We start from the raw sequence: 21,189 nt of genomic DNA, 5'->3' as shown, positions 1-21,189 counted from the left end.
TCAGCTCCGCCCGGCAATCAGCGAGACCGCCTGCAGATAAGCCTGCAGTGCAGGTGCCACATCGTCCACCGCCACCGACTCCGCCGGATGGTGACTGATGCCGCGATGGTTACGCACAAAGAGCATGCCGACCGGCCAGCGTTCGGCGATAGCGATGGCGTCGTGTCCGGCCCCGCTCGGCAGCGAAAGCGTGCGCCCCTGCACCGTTTCCACCGCGTGACTCAGCGCCTGTTGCAGCGCGGAGTCGCAGGCAGTGGCGCCGATGCGGTAATATTCGTTCGACGCAAAACGAAGCCCGCGCCGCAGCGCAATCGCCTCCGCCTGAGTTAACAGGCTGGAGAGCAGCGTCTCCAGCGGATGATCCTGCGGGCCGCGCACATCCAGCGACAGCGACACCTCACCAGGGATGACGTTCACCGCGCCCGGCGCACAGTTCAGGGTGCCGACGGTCGCCACCAGCTGCGGATCCTGCTCCCGGGTGGTCTGCTCAATAAAGACCATCCACTCTGCGGCGGCAGCCAGCGCATCTTTGCGGTGGGTCATGGGCACCGTCCCCGCATGTCCCGCCTCCCCGGTAAAGCGGCAGTTAAGGCGGCGCGCACCGTTGATCGCCGTGACGACGCCCAGCGCCAGATCCGCCTGCTCCAGGCAGGGACCCTGCTCGATATGCAGCTCAAGATAGCCGACGATATCCTCAACCCGGCGCGCGGCGGCGGCGATCTGACTGCTGTCGAGACCGACATCGGCCATCGCCTGCGCCACCGTGATGCCGTTGCCGTCAGGATGGGTGATCCAGCTCTGTGGCCAGCTGCCGGTAATGCCACGGCTGCCAAGCAGCGTGATGCCGAAACGGGTGCCCTCTTCGTCACCAAAGCCGATCACCTCAATCGCCAGCGGCAGGCGGCACTGATGTTCGTGCAGCCACTGTACGGTTTCGATGGCGCTGAGCACGCCCAGCATCCCGTCGTAACGTCCCGCGTTGCGCACGGTGTCGAGATGCGAACCCAGCAGCAGAGCAGGCGCGCCCGCGTCAGCCGCTTCGTAGCGCCCACAGATATTGCCGACCTCATCCTGCCACACCCGCATGCCTGCCGCCTGCATCCACTCACCGACGCAGGCGTTGGCGCGCAGATGCTCGGGTGAGAGGTAGACGCGGGTCAGCCCCTCTGCCGTTTCGCTGATCGCCGCCAGCGCATCGCAGCGCGCCATCACGCGCTCTGCAGCGGACCGGGCTTCGCTGGCGCTCATCATCATGCGTGACTCCCGTAGTGATCCCACGCGGCCTGGGCCCCAGCGCCCTGTGGCGTGCGATAGCCGACGTGGGTCAGCACCGTCTCCAGCGCCGACAGGGTCTGCATCACGCAATCTTTACGTGCGTTGTAGCCCATGGTGCCGATGCGCCAGACCCTGCCATGCAGCGGGCCAAACGAAGTGCCGATCTCAATGCCGAAATCCTCCAGCATCAGCTTACGCACCTGGTCGCCATTCACGCCGGAGGGGATCATCACGCCCAGCACATTATTCATTTTATGTTTCAGGTCGCCAAAGGTTTCCAGCCCCATTCCCTGAATGCCTTTCAGCATTGCGTCGCCATGCAGCTTGTGACGGGCAATGCCGTTGTCCAGCCCTTCCTGCAGGATCAGACGGGCACACTCGCGCGCGCCAAACAGGGCGCTGGTCGCTTCCGTGTGATGGTTAAGCCGCTCCGGCCCCCAGTAATCCATGATCATGCCGAGATCGAAATAGTTGGAGTAGATCATCTCCTCGTCGCCATCCTGGTGCGCCTCCGTGCGGATCCCCTGCTCCACGCATTTGCGCTTGCGGATCACCGCTTCCATCTCTGCGCTCAGGGTGATCGGCGAGGTGCCCGAGGGGCCGCCCAGACACTTCTGCATCCCTGCCGACACCGCATCCAGCCCCCAGGCGTCCGTTTCCAGCGGGTTGCCCGCCAGCGACGCGGTGGCATCGGTGTAGAACAGCACGCCATACCGTTTGCAGATCGCTCCCAGCTGCTCCAGCGGCTGCAGCATGGTGGTCGAGGTGTCGCCCTGCACCGTGAGCAGCAGACGCGGCCGCACTTTTTTAATCGCCTCTTCCACCTGATCGGGCGTAAAGACCTCGCCCCACGGCACTTCGATTGTGTGAACCTCGGCGCGACAGCGGCGGGCGATTTCACACAGCAGATGACCGAAGCGGCCAAACACTGGCACCAGCACTCTGTCACCCGGCCGGATAGCGGAGAGCAGGATCGCCTCAATACCGGCGCGTGACGTGCCATCGATCAGCAGCGTCCAGCGGTTTTCGGTGCGGAACACGCCGCGATAGAGCGCCATCACCTCGTTCATGTAGTGGGTCATGGCGGGATCGTACTGACCCAGCAGCTGACTCGACATGGCGCGCAGAACGCGAGGATCGGCATTGATCGGGCCTGGCCCCATCAGCAGACGCTGTGGCGGATTCAGTTGCGGGAATTGGGTAATATCCATCATCGTTTCCTTTAGAGAGGCTCAGAGACGCACCGAAGAGATAAACTGCTTCAGCTCCGGCGACTGCGGCTGAGCGAACACTGTTTTGCTGTCGCCCTGTTCCCAGACGCGCCCCTGATGCATAAAGACCACACGATCGCCCACGTCGCGGGCGAAGTTCATTTCATGCGTGACGAGGATCAGCGTCATCCCCTCTGCCGCCAGCTGCTCCAGCACCTTAAGGACTTCGCCTACCAGTTCGGGATCGAGCGCGGAGGTGATCTCATCACAGAGTAAAACTTTTGGCGTCATCGCCAGCGCACGGGCGATCGCCACCCGCTGCTGCTGACCACCGGAGAGACTGCCCGGATAGTAGTTAAGCCGCTCGCCCAGCCCGACTTTTTCCAGCATCTGCGTTGCCAGCGCCCGGCATTCGGCATCACTCTTTTTCAGCACCCGGCGCGGGGCCAGCATCACGTTTTCCAGCGCCGTCATGTGCGGAAACAGGTTGAAGTTCTGAAATACCATCCCGACCGAGCGGCTGATTTCACGCGCCTGCGAGTCGCGATCGGTAATGGTCATCCCGCCGAGCTTGATGCTGCCCTCCTGGTAGCCCTCCAGCCCGTTCATGCAGCGCAGCAGCGTGCTTTTACCCGACCCGCTGCGACCGATGATTGAGATCACCTCGCCCATGTCGATATCCAGATCCACGCCTTTCAACACATGGTTGTCGCCGTAATATTTTTGCACCTGATTAATGGTGATGAGCGGCATTGAATTTTTTCTCCAGATACTGGCTGTAACGGGACAGCGGATAACACATCAGGAAGTAGCCCAGCGCCACCAGCCCGAAGACTTTAAACGGCTGATAGGTCACGTTGTTCAGAATGGTGCCCGCTTTGGTCAGCTCGATAAAACCGATAATCGACGCCAGCGCGGTGCCCTTGATCACCTGAACGGCAAACCCCACCGTGGGCGCGATGCCAATGCGGATCGCCTGCGGAGCAATCACCCGCCACAGCGTCTGACCAAAGGTCAGCCCGAGGCAGCGCGACGCTTCCCACTGCCCCTTCGGCAGGGCGCGGATACTGCCGTACCAGATATCGATCAGAAACGCGCTGGTGTAGAAGGTCAGCGCCAGCGACGCCGCGGTCCAGGGCGCGACATCGATGCCGAACAGGCCGACACCGAAAAAGGCCAGGAAGAGCTGCATCAGCAGCGGCGTGCCCTGAAACAGCGCGGTGTAGCCGCGAATGATGCGCGTCAGCCACCGGCGCTGCAGCAGGCGCATAAACAGCAGCGGCAGCGTCACCAGCGTGCCGCCGACAAAGGCCACCAGCGACAGTAACAGGGTCCAGCGCGCCGCCAGCAGCAGGTTGCGCAGAATGTCCCAGTCGGTAAAGGTCGTCATCATGAGGGCTGCACTCCAAACCATTTACGGCCAATCGCCAGCAGCAGATGGCGCATCGCAATCGACAACGCCAGGTAGATCAGCGTGGTCACCAGATAGACCTCAAAACTTAAGAAGGTGCGCGACTGGATCAGGTTGGCGGCAAAGGTCAGCTCCTCATAGGAGACCTGCGACACCACCGACGAGCCCAGCATGACGATGATGCACTGGCTCACCAGCGCCGGATAAATGCGCTGCAGCGCCGGGGGCAGCACCACCCGCAGGAAGGTCTGGCTGCGGGTTAAACCCAGCACCCGCCCCGCTTCCCACTGCCCTTTTGGCGTCACCTGAATCCCGGCCCGGATAATCTCTGTGCTGTAAGCCCCGAGGTTGATCAGCATCGCCAGCAGCGCCGCCTCACCTGCCGTAAGCTTCAGCCCCAGCGCCGGCAGACCAAACACGATAAAGAACAGCTGCACGACAAACGGCGTGTTGCGGATCAGCTCGACATAGATGCCCCAGAGGCGGCTCATCCAGCCCGGTTTGCCGCTGCGCAGCGCCGCGCCCGCAATCCCAATCGCCACGCCGCCGGTCGTCGCCAGCACCGTCAGCTGAATGGTGATCCAGAGGCCGGAGAGCAGCTCCGGCCAGTATGGCCACAGGGCGGGAAAGTTAAGTTGCCCGGTCATGAATCGCTCCTCAGGCGCCGAGGTTCGCGGGCAGCGGCGCTTTCAGCCACTCTTCAGAGAGTTTATTCAGGGTGCCATCTTTAATGCCCTGCTCAATCAGTTCGTTTACTTTCGCTTTCAGCGCAGGCTGATCTTTCTTCAGGCCGATAAAGCAGGGCGAATCTTTCAGCATAAACTGCGCGACGGGCGCTTTGGCCGGATTCTGACGCGCGATCGCGGCGACCACGAGGTTGCCGGTAGCCACATACTGCACCTGACCGGAGAGATACGCGGACAGCGTAGTGTTGTTATCTTCGTAACGTTTCACCTGCGCATCTTTCGGCGCCACGTCGCTCAGCACCATATCCTCGACCGCTCCGCGCGTGACGCCGATCGACTTGCCGCTCAGGGCCGCTGCCGCCTTGATTTCGTCGCCTTTCGGCCCGAACACGCCCAGGAAGAACGGCGCATAGGCGCGGGTAAAGTCGATCACTTTTTCCCGCTCGGCGTTTTTACCCATGCTGGAGATCACCAGATCGACCTTGTCGGTCTGCAGGTAAGGCACGCGGTTGGCACTGCTGACCGGCACCAGCTGCAACTTAAGTTTCATCTGCTTTGCCAGGTATTTCGCCATATCGATGTCATACCCCTGCGGCTGCAGATCGGTACCCACCGAACCAAACGGCGGGAAATCCTGCGGCACGGCAACGCGGATGACGCCGCGCTTCTGAATATCCTGCAGTTGATCGGCCAGCGCGCTTCCCGTCTGCGCCATCAGTAACGCCGCTGCGGCAACCGCCATCAGAACTTTTTTCATTATGCACCCCGGTGAGATTAACGTGAAACAAAAGATTCTTTGAACTGGAATCTGCAACTAATGTGCCAACCCGGCTGGCAGGAAAAAAAAGGATAAACGCGGCGGTTCGGGGTGAAAAGCGGGCGTAACCGGGGCAGTTACGCCGTAGCGGGGATGTACTGAAATGGGGCAAAGCACCAGAATGGTGCCTGTTAACGGTGCTCCAGCTCGTCAAACTGCTGATAAAGATCCGCGATCTGATGAATGCGCTGGCGTCCCTGAGCCAGGATTTCATGCAGCAGCGCATTCGCCAGCAGATTCACCAGGCTCATGGCGCCGCTGTAGCTGTCGAAGGCCGAGACGCTGTCCAGCGGCGTACAGAGCTGCCAGCGCGCCAGCGCCATCACCGTCTGCGCCTGCGGCTCACACAGCACCAGCACCGGCACCGCGGCGGCCTGCAGCTGCTGCATCAGTGGCCGGATGATGCGGGGACGCCGCCGGAAGGCCATCACCACCACCATATCCTCCGGGGAGATATCCACCAGCTCCTCAGCCAGCGTCTGGCCGGGCTGCGGCAGGATATGCACCTGGGAACGCGCCTGCACCAGCTGCTGACGCAGGTGCAGCGCCACCGGATAGGCATTGCGCATGCCGATGATAAAGACGCGCTTCGCCTGCGCCAGCTGCCCGACCACCTCGCTGAACTGCCGGGCATCCAGGCTGTTGACCCACTGCGTCAGGTTGGCCATCTCCTGCTTGTAGTGGCGCGCCAGCAGCGTGTTGCCCTGCACGGCATCGCGGTTATCGGTCAGCGGCATGCCGCTCTGACGCAGGATGCGCAGCTCATCACGCATATCCTTATATTTTTCATAGCCCAGACGCTTAAACAGCCGACTGACCGTGGCTTTCGACACGCCGCTGAGCCGCGCCAGCTCGGCGCTGTTGTAGCTGATCAGATCGTCGAAGTGGTCAAAAACGAAGTCGGCAATACGCTGCTCCTGCGGCGAAAGCTGGGGATAGTGACTTCTGAGTCGTTCATCAAGCTGTTTCATAACCCGTCCTGTAACTTTTGTTTCAGCAGAAGCTAGCACAATTTACGCCAGGTTAACCGCCGCAATCTCTGTCCGGGATGAAAACTGGAACAGCTCTTGCTTCATCAGAGATTCTGTTACCCGAAGAACGAGTGAACGATGATTCAGAGCAATATGGCCCCGCAGGGGATGGCGGTGACCCCGCACCATCTGGCGAGTGAGAGTGCGCTGGCGGTGCTGCGTGATGGCGGCAACGCCATTGAGGCGATGGTGGCAGCGGCGGCGACCATCGCCGTGGTCTATCCGCATATGAACGGACTGGGCGGCGACGGCTTCTGGCTGATTCTGCCGCCCAACGGGGAGCCGGTGGCTATCGACGCCAGTGGCGCAGCCGGTGCGCTGGCCCACTGCGATTTCTACGCGGATCACCCGACGATCCCCCATCGCGGGCCGAAGGCGGCGCTGACCGTGGCCGGTACGGTCAGTGGCTGGCAGGAGGCGCTGGCGATCTCTGAAGAGATGGGCAGCCCGATGCTGCCGCTGGCGCGCCTGCTGCGGGATGCCATCCGCTACGCCGCCGACGGTATTCCGGTCACGGCGTCGCAGACCGCCGCGACCACCACGTTTCGCCATGAGTTACAGCATCAGCCCGGCTTCAGCGCCACTTTTATGCCCGACGGCAACGTACCGCAGCCAGGCAGTCGTTTCACCCAGCCCGCCCTGGCGCAGACGCTGAGTCTGCTGAGCGAACAGGGGCTCGACAGCTTCTATCGCGGCGCGCTGGCGCACCATATGGCCGATGAGATGGCTACGCTGGGTATGCCCGTTACGCTGGCGGACCTTCAGCAGCATCGTGCCCGCCGCACAACGCCGCTGCATCTCAGTCACAGCGAAGGCGACATCTGGAATATCACCCCGCCCACTCAGGGCATGGTGTCGCTGGCGATCCTCGGCATCACCGATCGTCTGGAGATGGCCGGCGCGGATGATGCGCAGACGGTGCACCGCATCGTGGAGGCCACCAAAAAAGCCTTTGCGCTGCGCGATCAGCACATCACCGATCCGCGTCACGTCAAAGAAGATTTACAGGCGCTGCTGGACAGCGACCACCTTGCCACGCTGGCCAGCCAGATTGCGGATGGCGAAGCCGCCGACTGGGGCCGTGGACGCGGCCCGGGCGACACCGTCTGGATGGGCGTCATGGACAGCAGCGGTCTGGCGGTGTCGTTTATTCAGAGCATCTATCACGAATTTGGCAGCGGTGTCGTGCTGCCCGGCACCGGGATCACCTGGCAGAACCGTGGCGCCGCGTTCAGCCTCGACCCGGATCATCTGCTGGCGCTGGCGCCCGGTAAGCAGCCATTTCATACCCTCAACCCCGCCGCGGCACGCCTGAAAGATGGCCGTACGCTGGTCTACGGCGCGATGGGCGGCGACGGGCAGCCGCAGACCCAGGCGGCGATCTTTACCCGCCATGTGATTCAGGGGCTGCCGCTTCAGCAGGCGGTAAGTGCGCCGCGCTGGCTGCTGGGCCGCACCTGGGGACAGTCATCCGACTCGCTGAAACTGGAAGGCCGCTTTGATGCCGAAACGGTTTCGCGGCTGCGTCAGTGGGGGCACGAGGTGGAACTGCTGCCGGACTTCAGCGAATCCGTGGGCCATGCGGGAGCCATCGTGCGCCACAGCAACGGCATGTTCGAAGGCGCCAGCGATCCGCGCAGCAACGGCAGCGCCGCCGGTTTTTAACAGGAGTGAATCATGAATCAACACGACTGGGCCAGCTATATCGGCCATATGGAGCAGATCCTGCAGCTGGAACTGGATGAGGCCCGGCGCGCCGAGCTGCTGACCCAGCTTGCGCGCATTGCGGAGATGGCGGCGCCGCTGATGGCGTTTCCGCTGGATGACCGGCTGGACGTGGCAGGAGTCTATCAGGCATGAATCTAAGTGACGTTTCGATTCAGACCCTGCAGCGGGCGATCCAGCAGGGTGAGATCACTGCGCATGAGGTGGCGCAGCACACGCTGCAGGCGATTGAGCAGCACAATCCGGCGCTGAACGCCTGGACGGCGGTGACCGGGCCGCGCATGCTGCAGGAAGCCCGCGCGGTGGATGCACAGCGGCAGCGTGGTGAGCCCCTGCCGCCGCTGGCGGGCATCCCCTATGCCGTGAAAAACCTGTTTGACGTGGCGGGGCACAGCACGCTGGCCGGGGCCAGCCTGTTCCGCGATCGTCCGGCCGCGCAGACCGATGCCTTTGCTGTCGATAAGCTGCGGCACGCGGGCGCACTGCTGTCGGGCATGCTGAACATGGATGCCTACGCCTACGGCTTTACCACCGAGAACAGCCACTATGGTGCGACGCGCAATCCCCGCGATCTCAGCCGCGTGGCGGGCGGCTCGTCCGGTGGCTCCGCGGCCGCCGTGGCCGCCGGGCTGGTGCATTTTTCGCTGGGCACCGACACCAACGGCTCGATTCGGGTGCCCGCGTCGCTGTGCGGCATTTTTGGCCTTAAGCCCACCTTTGGCCGCCTCTCGCGCAGCGGCAGCCATCCTTTTGTCGCCAGCCTGGACCATATCGGCCCTCTGGCCCGCCGGGTGGATGACCTCGCGCTGGTCTATGACCAGTTGCAGGGTGCCGATCCCGCTGATGCGTTTCAGGCGAATCATCCGCAGGCCGCCACGCTGCCTTCGCTGGCTCAGGGCAGCGAAGGCTTACGCTGCGGCGTGCTCGGCGGCTTTTTTGCCCGCTGGTGCGATGAGGATGCCCGCGCCGCCGTCGCGGCGGGTGCGGCCGCGCTGGATGCGCATGAAGAGGTGCTGATGCCGGAGGCGGAGCTGGCACGCTCGGCGGCGTTTATCATGACCGCCGCAGAGGGCGGCAATCACTATCTGCCCGCCCTGCGCCAGGTGCCTGAGCAGTTTGAACCGAACTCACGCGAGCGTCTGCTGGCCGGTGCGATGATGCCGGGAGCCTGGTATGTGCAGGCGCAGCGTTTCCGTCGCCATTTCCGGCAGCAGGTGTTACCGCTGTTCAACCATTTCGATGTGCTGATCGCCCCGGCGACGCCCTGCAGCGCGATCGCGATCGGTCAGCAGACGCTGTCGATCCAGGGCGAGTCGCTGCCGGCTAAAGCGAGTATGGGCATGCTGACGCAGCCGATCTCCTTCCTGGGTCTGCCGGTCTGTACCGTGCCGCTGGCGACCCGGAGTGGCCTGCCGATTGGCTTACAGCTTATCGGCCGGCCTTTTGATGAAGAGGCGGTGTTACGTGCTGCCTGGACACTGGAACAACGCGGTATCACCCTGCCGCAAATCACGATGGCTGGAGCCTGATGAACAGAGAGATTAATTTACCGCAGGTGGTGAACGAGGTGACGGCGCAGTTTTATCGCTACGAGCAGGCGCTGGTCAGTAATGATGTTGCTGAACTGGATGCGCTGTTCTGGCATGACGCGCGCACCGTGCGACTGGGGGCGGGTGAAAACCTGTATGGCATTGATGAGATCCGCGCGTTCCGCGCCGCGCGCCCCTCAGCCGGGCTGAACCGGACGCTGCGAAATACCGTCATCACCACCTTTGGCGAGGATTATGCGGTCTGCAGCACCGAATTTACCCGCGACGGCAGCGAGAAAACGGGCCGCCAGCAGCAGACCTGGGTGCGGATGCCGCACGGCTGGTGCATCGTGGCGGCGCAGGTCAGCCTGATGAGCTAAGCGTGTCTGACGCCTGCCCCGTCCTGGGCCAGGCGTCATCGCCGCGTCAGGGCGCCGGGTGTGTCGCGATCCAGTGGTCGGCGATCTGCTGGCGGGTACAAATCCAGACATCGTCGTGCTGCTGGATGTGATCGAGAAACTTCTGCAGCGCGCGGAATTTGCCCGGTCGCCCCAGCAGGCGGCAGTGCATGCCTATCGACATCATCTTCGGCGCGGTTTTGCCCTCTTCATAGAGCACATCGAAACTGTCACGCAGATAGGTGAAGAACTGGTCGGCCGTGTTGAAGCCCTGCGGCGTGGCAAAGCGCATGTCGTTGCACTCCAGGGTGTAGGGGATGATCAGGTGTGGTTTCACCGTGCCATCCTGACAGGTTACCTGAGTCCAGAAAGGCAGATCGTCGCCGTAGTAGTCGCTGTCATAGCTGAAGCCCCCCTGCTCCACCACCAGACGACGGGTATTCGGGCTGTCGCGACCGGTGTACCAGCCGGTGGGCGCTTTGCCAAAGAGATCCACCAGCACATCGACCGCCTGCTGCATATGCTGACGTTCGGTTTTTGCATCCATGCCCTGATAGTGGATCCAGCGCCAGCCGTGGCTGACCACATCGTAATCGGCCTGCTTAATCGCCTCTACGATCTCCGGATGACGCGCCAGCGCCATCGCGACGCCAAACACCGTCAGCGGCAGGCCACGCGTCTGAAACTCGTTGTGGATGCGCCAGAATCCGGCGCGGGATCCATACTCATACAGCGACTCCATCGACATGTGCCGATCGCTATAGCTGGCGGCGCCGATGATGTCGGAGAGGAACTGCTCTGAACCGGCGTCGCCGTGCAACACGCTGTTTTCAGCGCCCTCTTCGTAGTTCAGGACAAACTGCACCGCCACGCGGGCGTTGCCTGGCCAGGCGGCGTGCGGTGGATGAGCACCATAACCGATTAAATCGCGCGGATAGTTTTTGTTAAAACTGTACTCTTTCTTCTCTGCAGCGTCAGTCATCACTCGCTTCCTGTCTTAAGTCTGAACGTTCCGTTAGTTTAGATGCTCAAAGGCACCTGAGAGAGGTTTCTGCAAAGGCCAGGCCAGATCGCCCTGTTTGCTGGTGCCAAAGCCCAGCGCCACCAGCGACTCCACCATTTTCACCGCCGCACTGACGCCATCGATCACCGGCATATCAAGTTCCCGGGTCAGCGAAGCCGCCAGCGTCGCCATGCCGCCGCAGCCCAGCACGATCGCGCCGCTGCCATCTTCACGTTTCGCCTGTATACAACGCTGCCGCACTTTCTCCTGAGCCAGACCGCTGCCATCCTCCAGCGCCAGCACCGGCAAATCGATCGCATGCAGTGCGGCACAGTGATGGGTAAAGCCATACTGCTGCAGCAGATGGCGCGCAATGATCAGGGTGCGCGGCAGCGTGGTGACGACAGAGAACCGGGTCGCCAGCAGCGTGGCGGTGTGCATCGCCGCTTCCGCAATGCCAATCACCGGGCCGCTGGCCAGCTCGCGTGCCGCCAGCAATCCCGGATCGCCAAAGCAGGCGATGACGTGGCCACTGACGCCCTGCGCCCTGCCCAGCTTAACCTGCTCCAGCACGCCGATGGCGGCGATCGCCTCGTCGAAATGTCCTTCGATGGAGGGGACGCCCTGCGAGGGTGAAACGGCCAGAATCTCCGTACCCGGCGCGGCGACGGCCCGTGCGGCCTGACCGATGGTTTCGGTCATCGCCAGGCTGGTGTTGGGGTTGATGACCTGAATGATGCTCATGAGGCCGCTCCGAAGTCTGCGGCAAACAGCCGGGAAAAATCGGGAAGGGTTTCGCCGCTGCGCTCAAAATGCAGGCTGGAAACGATGTGGTCAAAATGGTGCTGCAGCGCCTCAGTCAGCGGCTGGAGTGCACGCGCACGCAGCCGTTGCAGCAGCGTGGCGTGGTCGTCGCAGCGACAGCCCCGCTGCCAGGGCGCGCCATACGCGGCAATCACAAGCGATGAGCGCTGCGTCAGGCTGGTGACCATGCCGGTCAGCACCTGATTGCCGGAGATCGCCTGCAATTGAATATGAAACGCCGCCGAAAGCCGGATGGCCGCCGGGCCATCATGGCTGGCGTGCGCCTCGTTCTCCTGCGCGATGAGCTGCTCCAGCGCCACCAGATGCGGTGGCTGAAGATGCGCCAGCACGGCGGGCAGATTGCCGCACTCGATTAAGCTGCGGGTGGTGAAGATCTCCCGCGCCTCATCGACACCCGGCGTGGAAACCTGCGCACCACGTTTGGGCGTCAGAGTCACCATCTGCACCGCCGCGAGGCGTTGCAGCACTTTGCGGATACCGGTGCGGCTGACGCCAAAGACGCCGGAAAGGGCCTCTTCAGGCAGCTTGCTGCCCGGCGGCAGCTGGTGCTCAACGATGGCGTTCATCAGCGCCTGGTAAATCCTTTCATCTTTATCCTGCAGTCTGGCCGCGTCATGCTGGCCTGTTTTATTGGTCATTACCTGCTCCGGTCGCCTTCTGTCTGTCGCCTATCGTATACGCGAAAAGAAAATATTGTATACAGGAAAAGCAATCTGGCCTGAATCCTGCAATACCCCTTTACCAGATTATTCATTTCACTCTCGGGTAGAGGAGCAGGTTTTATGCCAGAACATTCCAAAGTGGCCAGCACGGCCTCTGAAACCAGTGCCCGTTACAGCCCACGGCTCTGTAACGATGACCTGGCCCCCACGCGCGATCAGAACTGGTCGTGGTACAACATTTTCTCCTTCTGGATGTCGGACGTGCACAGCATGGGCGGCTATGTGGTGGCCGCCAGCTTCTTTACGCTGGGGCTCGCCAGCTGGCAGGTGCTGCTCTGCCTGCTGGCCGGGATCTGCATTGTGCAGATCTGTGCCAATCTGGTGGCGAAACCGAGCCAGATGGCGGGCGTGCCCTATGCGGTGATCTGTCGTCAGGCATTTGGCGTGTTTGGCGCCAACATCCCGGCGGTGATCCGTGGATTGATTGCGTTTGCCTGGTATGGCATCCAGACCTATCTGGCGGCGAATGCGCTGATGCTGGTGCTGCTGAAGTTCGCGCCGTCGCTGAACGCAATGACGGAGCCGCACTGGCTGGGACTGTCGCTGCTGGGCTGGTGCTGTTTCGGGGTGATGTGGTTACTGCAGGCGATGGTGTTCTGGCACGGCATGAACGCCATTAAACGGTTTATCGACGTGGCCGGACCGGCGGTCTATGTGGTGATGGTGGCGCTGGCGGGCTGGATTGTATACCAGACCGGTTTTGATGGGATCTCCTTTACCCTCGCCAGCAAATCGCTTTCACCAGGCGAACAGACGTGGCAGATGATCACGGCGACGGCGCTGGTCGTCTCCTACTTCTCCGGGCCGCTGCTGAACTTCGGTGACTTCTCCCGCTACGGCAAAAACATGTCAGAGATCCGGCGCGGCAATCGCTGGGGCCTGCCGTTTAACTTCCTGCTCTTCTCGGTCGTCACGGTGGTCATCGTCTCCGGTACGCAGTCACTGTTTGGCAGGATGATTACCGATCCCATCGAGACGGTCAGCATGGTTGGCAACGATCTGGCCGTGGCGATTGGCTTACTGACCATGATTACCGCCACCATCGGCATCAATATCGTGGCGAACTTTGTCTCGCCCGCGTTTGACTTCTCCAACTGTTCACCACAGAAAATCAGCTTCCGCACCGGCGGCATGATCGCCGCAGTAGGCTCGGTGCTGCTGACGCCGTGGAACCTCTTCCAGTCACCTGAGCTGATCCACTACACCCTCGACGTGCTGGGATCCTTTATCGGGCCGCTGTTCGGGATTTTGCTGACCGATTTCTATCTGATTAAACGTGGACGTATCTCGGTCGACGATCTGTTTAACGATACGCCGTCAGGCCGCTACTGGTATCGCGGGGGCTTCAATCCCAAAGCGATCGCCGCGCTGCTGCCGTCGGTGGCGCTCTGCCTGGTGATCAGCTTTATTCCTTCCCTGCATGAGGTAGCAAACTTCAGCTGGTTTATCGGTGCCGGACTGGCGGCAGGCTGTTATCGCTTTATCGCCCGTGAAGAGCGCGAGGCGGGAGATGACGCGCGCTGGCATCATGAAGGCATAACGCCGAAGAAACAGGCCGCCGTGGAATAGCAGACAGCAAAAAGCCGATTCATTTCTGAATCGGCTTTTTTAAAAGATTGGCGGAACGGACGGGGCTCGAACCCGCGACCCCCTGCGTGACAGGCAGGTATTCTAACCAACTGAACTACCGCTCCGCGCTTTGTTCCCCGTCGAGAACGAGGCGCATAGTAATCGGAGGCTGGTACGGCGTCAACGCTTTTTCCTGGCGAATAAATCGTTTGCTGTTTTTTTCAACTTGTCGCTGTTTTTATCCGCAAAATCACAGGGTTCAGCCACGCCACAGGCAGCTGCCGCCCTTTTTCATCACCAGATCCAGACGGGACTCATGGGCAACCACCTCTTCCTCGCTGGCCGTCACGACCCGCAGTGCAGAGGCGGGACGCACGATGCGCTGGATGCTTTCACCCTGCGCCTGACGGGCGCTTTCACTTTCTGACAGGAAGGAGAGCGATGTCTGCCCGCCGGTCATGGTCAGGAAGACTTCCGCCAGAATCTCGGCATCGAGCAGTGCGCCGTGCAGGGTACGTTTGCTGTTATCTATCTCGTAGCGTGAGCAGAGTGCATCGAGGCTGTTACGCTTGCCGGGGAACATGCGACGCGCCAGGGCGAGGCTGTCAGTGATCTTACAAAAGTCTTCGGTTTTCTCAATGCCGCGGTTCAGCTTTGCAAACTCATAGTCCATAAAGCCGATATCAAACGGGGCGTTGTGGATCACCAATTCCGCCCCCCGGATATAGTCCAGGAACTCATCCGCAATCTCGCTGAAGGCGGGCTTGTCGGCCAGGAACTCATCTGCAATGCCGTGAACGCCAAAGGCTTCAGGATCCACCAGCCGATCGGGCTTGAGGTACATATGGAAATTGTTACCGGTCAGGCGACGGTTGATCACCTCCACCGCACCAATTTCGATGATGCGGTGCCCCTCATAATGTGCCCCGATCATGTTCATGCCGGTGGTTTCAGTATCGAGAACGATCTGGCGGTTATTTGCAGTGCTCATAAGACCCGTTTTATGTCAGACTTGGCGTTTTTGTCAGAAGGAAGTCTACCAGAGATGCGCAAACAGGTAGAAATATTCACCGATGGATCCTGCCTGGGTAATCCCGGCCCCGGCGGTTATGGGGCGATTTTACGCTACGGCCAGCATGAAAAAACCTTCAGTGCGGGCTATCGTCTCACGACTAATAACCGGATGGAGCTGATGGCGGCCATCGTCTCGCTGGAGGCGCTCACCCAGCCGTGCGACGTGGTACTCAGTACCGACAGTCAGTATGTGCGTCAGGGGATCACCAGCTGGATCCATAACTGGAAAAAGCGCGGCTGGAAAACGGCCGACAAAAAACCGGTGAAGAATGTCGATCTCTGGCAGCGTCTCGACGCCGCGCTCAGTACGCACAAGATTCAGTGGGAGTGGGTCAAAGGCCACGCCGGTCATCCGGAGAATGAGCGCTGCGACGTCCTGGCCCGCAGCGCGGCGGAGCATCCCGCCTTTGAGGATATCGGCTATAAAACCGAATCCTGATCGTCCGCCTGCCGGAACTGGCGGGTGGCGTTGACCGTCTGACGGATTTTGCTGGTGCTGAGGCTCTTCTTTGTCCGGGTCGGCAGCAGCGGGAAAGTACGTTTACGTGCCACCACAATGTTCAGACAGCCCAGCGCCGGTAAGTGGGTGCTGATCACTTTCCCACCCTGCCGATGCCAGGGCAGTACCTGAAACCGGGTGCGGTAAACTACCTCATAGTTCAGCAGTCCCAGCCAGTCGAGTAACCGCATCTGGCTGAACATTCGCCCGCTCCAGGGCGCTTTGCGCGTTAATCCCGGCACCATTTTACTTACGCCAAGCAGGCTGAAGGGATTAAACCCGCTGATGATCATCCAGCCATCGTCAATCAGCACCCGGTCAACTTCGCGTAATACCCGGTGCGGGTCCTGGCTCCAGGCCAGGGTATGAGCCATCAGGCAGGCGTCGATCGACTTCGATTCGAACGGCAGCTGCATCGGGTCGGCGAGCACCTGAAGCAGTTCACCTTCACGGCCTGCATTGACCTGATGTGAAATAGCGCAATTTTCCGTATTGATTTCTGCGCTGAGGTTGCCAAGCTTAAGCATATGAAAGCCATAGAGCTTTCCGAGGTAAGGCTGAAGCTGCTGCGTCAGCGCATCGCGGAAATAATCTCCCCACGGCATATCGCGCCACGACAGCGGTGCGTTCAGAACCTGGCGTGATTTAGCGGGCTTCATGCTTTACGCTCTTCCTTTTCCTGCGACCTGCGAGAGGTGATGATGAATCTTAACAGTATTCCTGCGTTGCAGGACAACTACATCTGGACACTGACTGATGATGAAGGTAAGTGCCTGATTACAGACCCTGGCGAAGCGCAGCCGGTGTTAGAAAAACTGGCCTCCAATGGCTGGCAGCCGGTGGCGATCCTGCTGACTCACCACCACAACGACCATACGGGTGGTGTCAAAACGCTGCGTGAGCATTTCCCCCAGCTGGAGGTCTACGGTCCCCAGGAGACGGCAGAGAAAGGCACGACGAGGGTGGTCAGCGAAGGCGATAAAGTTAACGTCATGGGCCTGACGTTCGACGTCATCCATACTCCCGGACACACTTTAGGACATATCTCATATTACAGTGCACCTTATCTTTTCTGTGGCGACACGCTCTTTTCCGGCGGCTGTGGGCGCCTTTTTGAAGGTACTGCAGAGCAGATGTATGATTCATTTCAAAAGCTTAATCAGCTTCCCGGTGAGACATTAGTCTGCTGCGCGCATGAATATACTTTATCTAACCTGAAGTTTGCTGCGGCTATTCTGCCCCATGACCCGCAGATAATGGCCGAATATCAGAAAATTAAGGACTTACGCGCTGAAAATGGCATCACTCTGCCAACAAAACTGGCGCACGAACGGTCAATAAATTTATTTCTCCGCACGCAAGATGTTGATTTACAAAGGGCATTAAACGTTAACGTTACTGATGAACCCGTATGGAAGACATTTGCTGTTCTACGCGAGAAGAAAGACGCTTTTTGATTTTTCGGGTTGTGTTGTGAAAAGCCGTCACGTATAGTTGCTCGTCTTTTAAGCGAACTATTGACACACACATGAAGGCTAAAGCGATCTTACTCGCCTCAGTCTTGCTGGTGGGATGTCAGGCGTCCAGGAACGATGCCAATATCCCCGAACAGCATGCACAGAGTCTGTCTTCAGCTGGTCAAGGTGAAAATGGAAAGTACGGAGACAAGTTTTTGTCGCCGCGATGGCAGGAAGATGGAACTGGCCTCGCAGCAGACGCAGATCTCTGGAGTTTCATTAGTGACGAGTTGAAGATGGGGATTCCGGAAAACCCGGCAATCCGCGAACAAAAAAGTAAATTTTTAAAAAATAAGAGCTATCTCCACGATGTAACATTACGGGCAGAGCCGTACATGTACTGGATAGTCGAGCAGATACAGAAACGTAAAATGCCGATGGAACTGGTACTGCTACCCATAGTGGAGAGCGCTTTTGACCCTCGGGCAACCTCATCTGCCAATGCCGCTGGCATCTGGCAAATCGTTGCTGCAACGGGTCGGAACTATGGTCTCAAACAGAATCAGTATTACGATGGGCGACGTGATGTGGTGGCATCCACAAAAGTTGCGCTGGATATGATGCAGCGTCTCAACACCATGTTTGACGGTGACTGGTTATTAACCATCGCAGCGTACAACAGTGGTGAGGGACGGGTACTCAAAGCGATTAAGCAGAATAAGGCGCGCGGTAAGCCGACTGACTTCTGGCATCTGTCGCTGCCACGCGAAACGACTGTGTATGTACCCAAAATGTTAGCGCTGAGTGAACTGCTGAAAAACAACAAGCGTTACGGTATCAAACTGCCGACACCTAACGAAAGCCGTGCGCTGGCACGCGTGGAAGTGGGTCAGCAGATACAGTTGACGCAGGCTGCCGAAATGGCAGGTATGTCGCTCACGAAACTCAAGAGCTTCAATACCGGCTACAAAGGCGGTGCCACCGCGCCAAACGGCCCGCACTATATTATGGTGCCGAAGTCGAATGTCGCGAAACTGCGCAACTCACTGGCATCCGGTGATATCGCAGCGGTACAGCCGACCCAGCTGGCGAAGGCCAGTGCAGGCGGCGGTTACAAGGTGCGACGGGGTGATACGCTTTCGGGCATCGCCTCAAAACTGGGCGTGAGTGTCTCGACACTGAAGCAGGATAACAACCTGCGCGGTGCTGATATCCGACCGGGTCAGACGCTGACCATCGGTTCGAACGGCACCCGACTGGCTGATAACGGCAACAGCATCACCTACCGTGTTCGTAAGGGTGATTCTCTTGACAGTATTGCCCGTCATCACGGCGTCAATATCAAAGACGTGATGCGCTGGAACAGTGTGCTCGACAGTGCGAAAGATATTCAACCCGGCGATAACTTAACGCTGTTTGTGAATAATAACGCAACACCCGATACCTGATACATTGAAAAGGCTGACAAATGTCAGCCTTTTTTGTTTTTATCCCTCCGCCAGCCCCCCTCCCTTCTCTGGCAGACAGAGGGCCAGTGCCGCGCTAGCGTCCTGAACTGAACTCCACCAGTAAGGGATTATGGTCGGATGCGCGCGTCACCAGTACAGAAGCCTCACTGACGCTGAGATCGCGATAGAAGACGAAGTCCAGCGGGCGGCCAAAGGCTTTACGCCGATGGTCAGCCGTAAACATCACCTCTTCCAGCTTCATTCGCTGGGCAAAACGGTAGAGGGCGTTGATGCGCTGACGGCTCCAGGCGTTGAAATCCCCGGCCATAATCACTGGCCCCTGATGATGCATAATCTGTTCGCCGATCGGCCCCAGCTGTTTGCTGTAGACGTCAACGCCCAGACTGAAGTTGACCGCGTGGATGTTAACCACCATCAGCATTTCACCGGCTGGCAGAGGGTAGGCTGTGACCAGGGCCGACTTAGCGAGCCTCAGCAGCGGCTCACGCTCGCGTAACGGACAGCAGTAGACCGGATGGGCTGAGGCCAGCGTCATCACCCCAGAGGGATGCTGAGGCAGCACAAAGGCAGGTACCTGATCGGCAGCCAGATAATTGGTGGTCGCAAACTGCACCAGTTCAGGTGTGGTCTGGGCTTCCTGCAGTAACACCAGGTGAGCGTCCTTACCAAACCCTTCCAGAACCGACATCCAGTCTGCACGCTGCTGCTTGAAAATATTCCATACCAGAACCTTGAGAGTGGGATGCGCAGGCAATGGCGCGCCGGGAGGCAGTGCCTGACCGAGATGAAGCATCGCGCCAGGTGGAAAGATCTGCTCCACTGGTTGTCCTGCTACATATCGCATTGCATAAGTTTTTTTGCGCACTTTCCCGCCTGGCTGAGGATTCAGATTACAGTTAACACCTGTCTGTTATAGGGATTTTAGACCGGGGTTTCAATGGATGCAGGTGAATGTCAGAATTCATCACCCTTTTCCAGCATAAAACCGTCTCGTGAGGTTTGCTAAGCAAATCGGGCAGATCAGGGGCAAGTGCTACGGACGCCTATACTGGTTACGATCTTATTGTCGGTCATAAACGGACGTGCAGGCCACGTCACTACAGGGAGGAAGGATGAAGGCATCTTCTGACGAACTACAGGTGTTTGTCAGCGTAGTCGAAAGCGGGAGTTTCAGCCGTGCTGCGGAGCAACTGCAGATGGCCAACTCAGCCGTCAGCAGGACCATCAAAAAGCTGGAAAACAAGCTGGGTATCGCCCTGCTGACCCGCACGACACGCCAGCTGGCGCTGACGCAGGAGGGCGAGCGCTACTTCCGGCACGTTCAGCGTTTTTTGCAGGAGATGGCGACGGCAGAGAACGACTTAATCGAAAGTCTGCAGGAGCCAAAAGGATTGCTGCGGGTGGATGCCGCGACACCGGTCATTCTTCATCTGCTGATGCCGATGATTAAACCCTTCCGGCTACGCTATCCCGGGGTCACCCTTTCGCTGATCTCCTCAGAGAGTTTTATCAATCTGATCGAGCGAAAAGTGGATGTCGCGATCCGCGCGGGTAATCTGACCGACTCTACCCTGCGGGCCCGGCTGCTGTTTAACAGTTTTCGCAGGATCGTGGCTTCGCCCGCCTACCTGCGTGAGCATGGGACACCACAACAGGTCGCGGATCTGGACAATCATCACTGTCTGGCCTTCGATGACTCACCGCGCCTTAATCGCTGGCCGGTCAGCCGCGCGGATGGCGAACTCTACGATATAAACTGGGCTGTCTCTTCAAACAGTGGAGAGACGATCAAGCAGCTCTGCCTGACCGGCAATGGTCTCGCCTGTCTGTCGGACTATATGATCGATCGTGAGCTCGCAGCGGGAGAACTGGTGGAAGTACTCGCCGATCAGCGTCTGCCGGTCGAGATGCCGTTCAATGCGGTCTACTACAGTGATACCGGCGTAAGCCAGCGTGTGCGTGCCTTTATCGACTTTCTCAGTGAGTGGACAGCAGAGCAGACGTGGCGCAGCTGAGATCGATGATCTTCGCAGTGTCTGCTGGCAGAGAGTGCTGGAGTGATGAGAGGATCGCGCGGGCTTTGTGCCTCTGGGTGGCTGACTACGTGATTTCCGGCAGGATCAATCAGCGGGTCTGTCTGGCAGAATGCGATCCAATGGAAAAAGCCCTGACCGTTAAGTCAGGGCTTTCCAATTAAGTGGCGGAACGGACGGGGCTCGAACCCGCGACCCCCTGCGTGACAGGCAGGTATTCTAACCAACTGAACTACCGCTCCACCGGTTCTTTCACAGCCATCAGCGCCTCGCTGATGCCTGTCTGTTCCTTCTTGTTTTCCCTGTCAGAGGAAAAGGAACGTGTTTGATGCCTGGCAGTTCCCTACTCTCGCATGGGGAGGCCCCACACTACCATCGGCGCTACGGCGTTTCACTTCTGAGTTCGGCATGGGGTCAGGTGGGACCACCGCGCTAAAGCCGCCAGGCAGATTCTG

General features: G+C 59.5%; 22 protein-coding genes, 2 tRNA genes and 1 rRNA gene. 9 read left to right on the top strand and 16 right to left on the bottom strand.

What is annotated here, in order from left to right; translation table 11 throughout:
- From hpxK to hpxU, 7 genes are all read right to left on the bottom strand, one after another.
- Complete coding sequence (hpxK, locus tag ACR6AS_RS00125; protein WP_111140136.1) at positions 1–1,254, bottom strand: allantoate amidohydrolase; 1,254 nt, start codon at positions 1,252–1,254, stop codon at positions 1–3.
- Positions 1,251–2,486, bottom strand: a complete 1,236-nt coding sequence (locus tag ACR6AS_RS00120) for a pyridoxal-phosphate-dependent aminotransferase family protein (RefSeq protein ID WP_111140135.1) — start codon at positions 2,484–2,486, stop codon at positions 1,251–1,253. The genes hpxK and ACR6AS_RS00120 overlap by 4 nt, the downstream gene beginning before the upstream one ends.
- Positions 2,487–2,507: 21 nt before the next feature.
- Positions 2,508–3,239: an amino acid ABC transporter ATP-binding protein gene (locus ACR6AS_RS00115; RefSeq protein WP_111140134.1), complete on the bottom strand. Its 732-nt coding sequence runs from the start codon at positions 3,237–3,239 to the stop codon at positions 2,508–2,510.
- On the bottom strand, positions 3,220–3,876 hold the full coding sequence (locus tag ACR6AS_RS00110; protein ID WP_304598430.1) for an amino acid ABC transporter permease: 657 nt from the start codon (positions 3,874–3,876) through the stop codon (positions 3,220–3,222). The genes ACR6AS_RS00115 and ACR6AS_RS00110 overlap by 20 nt, the downstream gene beginning before the upstream one ends.
- Complete coding sequence (locus ACR6AS_RS00105; protein ID WP_111140132.1) at positions 3,876–4,544, bottom strand: amino acid ABC transporter permease; 669 nt, start codon at positions 4,542–4,544, stop codon at positions 3,876–3,878. Before ACR6AS_RS00105 ends, ACR6AS_RS00110 begins: the two co-directional genes overlap by 1 nt.
- A gap of 10 nt (positions 4,545–4,554) precedes the next feature.
- A complete protein-coding gene (locus tag ACR6AS_RS00100) occupies positions 4,555–5,340 on the bottom strand; it encodes a transporter substrate-binding domain-containing protein (RefSeq protein ID WP_111140131.1) in 786 nt (261 codons plus the stop codon).
- Positions 5,341–5,531: 191 nt separating this feature from the next.
- Entirely contained in the window at positions 5,532–6,371 is an 840-nt protein-coding gene (hpxU, locus tag ACR6AS_RS00095; protein WP_434160724.1) for a MurR/RpiR family transcriptional regulator HpxU, read from the bottom strand.
- 138 nt (positions 6,372–6,509) lie between these two features.
- Here hpxU and ACR6AS_RS00090 point away from each other — a divergent pair, with 138 nt between their 5' ends.
- The 4 genes from ACR6AS_RS00090 to hpxZ are packed head-to-tail and all read left to right on the top strand — an operon-like array spanning position 6,510 to position 10,065.
- Positions 6,510–8,096 carry a gamma-glutamyltransferase family protein gene (locus ACR6AS_RS00090; protein ID WP_111140129.1) on the top strand — a complete coding sequence of 529 codons (1,587 nt, stop codon included), beginning with the start codon at positions 6,510–6,512 and terminating at the stop codon, positions 8,094–8,096.
- 12 nt (positions 8,097–8,108) lie between these two features.
- Positions 8,109–8,291: an oxalurate catabolism protein HpxX gene (hpxX, locus tag ACR6AS_RS00085; protein ID WP_434160722.1), complete on the top strand. Its 183-nt coding sequence runs from the start codon at positions 8,109–8,111 to the stop codon at positions 8,289–8,291.
- Positions 8,288–9,685, top strand: a complete 1,398-nt coding sequence (locus tag ACR6AS_RS00080; RefSeq protein WP_434160720.1) for an AtzE family amidohydrolase — start codon at positions 8,288–8,290, stop codon at positions 9,683–9,685. Before hpxX ends, ACR6AS_RS00080 begins: the two co-directional genes overlap by 4 nt.
- Entirely contained in the window at positions 9,685–10,065 is a 381-nt protein-coding gene (hpxZ, locus tag ACR6AS_RS00075; RefSeq protein ID WP_111140126.1) for an oxalurate catabolism protein HpxZ, read from the top strand. Before ACR6AS_RS00080 ends, hpxZ begins: the two co-directional genes overlap by 1 nt.
- Before the next feature lie 46 nt (positions 10,066–10,111).
- Here hpxZ and puuE read toward each other — a convergent pair whose 3' ends face one another.
- The 3 genes from puuE to ACR6AS_RS00060 are packed head-to-tail and all read right to left on the bottom strand — an operon-like array spanning position 10,112 to position 12,549.
- Positions 10,112–11,065 carry an allantoinase PuuE gene (puuE, locus tag ACR6AS_RS00070; protein WP_111140125.1) on the bottom strand — a complete coding sequence of 318 codons (954 nt, stop codon included), beginning with the start codon at positions 11,063–11,065 and terminating at the stop codon, positions 10,112–10,114.
- Between the two features lie 33 nt (positions 11,066–11,098).
- Positions 11,099–11,830, bottom strand: a complete 732-nt coding sequence (hpxA, locus tag ACR6AS_RS00065; RefSeq protein ID WP_293770988.1) for an allantoin racemase — start codon at positions 11,828–11,830, stop codon at positions 11,099–11,101.
- Positions 11,827–12,549, bottom strand: a complete 723-nt coding sequence (locus ACR6AS_RS00060; RefSeq protein ID WP_367396102.1) for a GntR family transcriptional regulator — start codon at positions 12,547–12,549, stop codon at positions 11,827–11,829. Before ACR6AS_RS00060 ends, hpxA begins: the two co-directional genes overlap by 4 nt.
- Before the next feature lie 144 nt (positions 12,550–12,693).
- Between ACR6AS_RS00060 and ACR6AS_RS00055 the strand changes: the two genes are divergently transcribed.
- A complete protein-coding gene (locus tag ACR6AS_RS00055; protein WP_418801982.1) occupies positions 12,694–14,202 on the top strand; it encodes an NCS1 family nucleobase:cation symporter-1 in 1,509 nt (502 codons plus the stop codon).
- Positions 14,203–14,250: 48 nt separating this feature from the next.
- Here the strand turns inward: ACR6AS_RS00055 and ACR6AS_RS00050 are convergent.
- Both ACR6AS_RS00050 and dnaQ read right to left on the bottom strand, forming a co-directional pair.
- A tRNA-Asp gene (locus ACR6AS_RS00050) sits at positions 14,251–14,327 on the bottom strand.
- Between the two features lie 134 nt (positions 14,328–14,461).
- Entirely contained in the window at positions 14,462–15,193 is a 732-nt protein-coding gene (dnaQ, locus tag ACR6AS_RS00045; RefSeq protein ID WP_293770993.1) for a DNA polymerase III subunit epsilon, read from the bottom strand.
- Positions 15,194–15,247: 54 nt separating this feature from the next.
- On the opposite strand from dnaQ, the gene rnhA reads away from it, so the two are divergent.
- Positions 15,248–15,715, top strand: a complete 468-nt coding sequence (rnhA, locus tag ACR6AS_RS00040) for a ribonuclease HI (RefSeq protein WP_111140120.1) — start codon at positions 15,248–15,250, stop codon at positions 15,713–15,715.
- Here rnhA and ACR6AS_RS00035 read toward each other — a convergent pair.
- The gene (locus ACR6AS_RS00035; RefSeq protein ID WP_111140119.1) at positions 15,697–16,434 is read right to left on the bottom strand and encodes a class I SAM-dependent methyltransferase; all 738 of its coding nucleotides are present in this window, start codon (positions 16,432–16,434) and stop codon (positions 15,697–15,699) included. The genes rnhA and ACR6AS_RS00035 overlap by 19 nt on opposite strands.
- A gap of 42 nt (positions 16,435–16,476) precedes the next feature.
- Between ACR6AS_RS00035 and gloB the strand changes: the two genes are divergently transcribed.
- Both gloB and mltD read left to right on the top strand, forming a co-directional pair.
- The gene (gloB, locus tag ACR6AS_RS00030; RefSeq protein WP_434161946.1) at positions 16,477–17,232 is read left to right on the top strand and encodes a hydroxyacylglutathione hydrolase; all 756 of its coding nucleotides are present in this window, start codon (positions 16,477–16,479) and stop codon (positions 17,230–17,232) included.
- 71 nt (positions 17,233–17,303) lie between these two features.
- Complete coding sequence (gene mltD, locus ACR6AS_RS00025; protein ID WP_111140118.1) at positions 17,304–18,680, top strand: murein transglycosylase D; 1,377 nt, start codon at positions 17,304–17,306, stop codon at positions 18,678–18,680.
- 94 nt (positions 18,681–18,774) lie between these two features.
- Here mltD and ACR6AS_RS00020 read toward each other — a convergent pair whose 3' ends face one another.
- Positions 18,775–19,566, bottom strand: coding sequence for an endonuclease/exonuclease/phosphatase family protein (locus ACR6AS_RS00020; RefSeq protein ID WP_111140117.1), 792 nt, complete (start codon positions 19,564–19,566; stop codon positions 18,775–18,777).
- Between the two features lie 247 nt (positions 19,567–19,813).
- On the opposite strand from ACR6AS_RS00020, the gene yafC reads away from it, so the two are divergent.
- The gene (gene yafC / locus ACR6AS_RS00015; protein ID WP_111140116.1) at positions 19,814–20,716 is read left to right on the top strand and encodes a DNA-binding transcriptional regulator YafC; all 903 of its coding nucleotides are present in this window, start codon (positions 19,814–19,816) and stop codon (positions 20,714–20,716) included.
- Between the two features lie 183 nt (positions 20,717–20,899).
- Here yafC and ACR6AS_RS00010 read toward each other — a convergent pair.
- Together ACR6AS_RS00010 and rrf are read right to left on the bottom strand one after the other, a co-directional pair.
- Positions 20,900–20,976 (bottom strand) — tRNA-Asp (locus ACR6AS_RS00010).
- A gap of 88 nt (positions 20,977–21,064) precedes the next feature.
- Positions 21,065–21,180: ribosomal RNA gene (rrf, locus tag ACR6AS_RS00005) — 5S ribosomal RNA — on the bottom strand.
- Positions 21,181–21,189: the final 9 nt, after the last annotated feature.

It is taken from the genome of Pantoea phosphatilytica (assembly GCF_051025615.1).
Lineage (GTDB): Bacteria > Pseudomonadota > Gammaproteobacteria > Enterobacterales > Enterobacteriaceae > Pantoea.
Note: the sequence above shows the minus strand (reverse complement) of the source record. Positions and strands in the feature narration are given on the sequence as shown.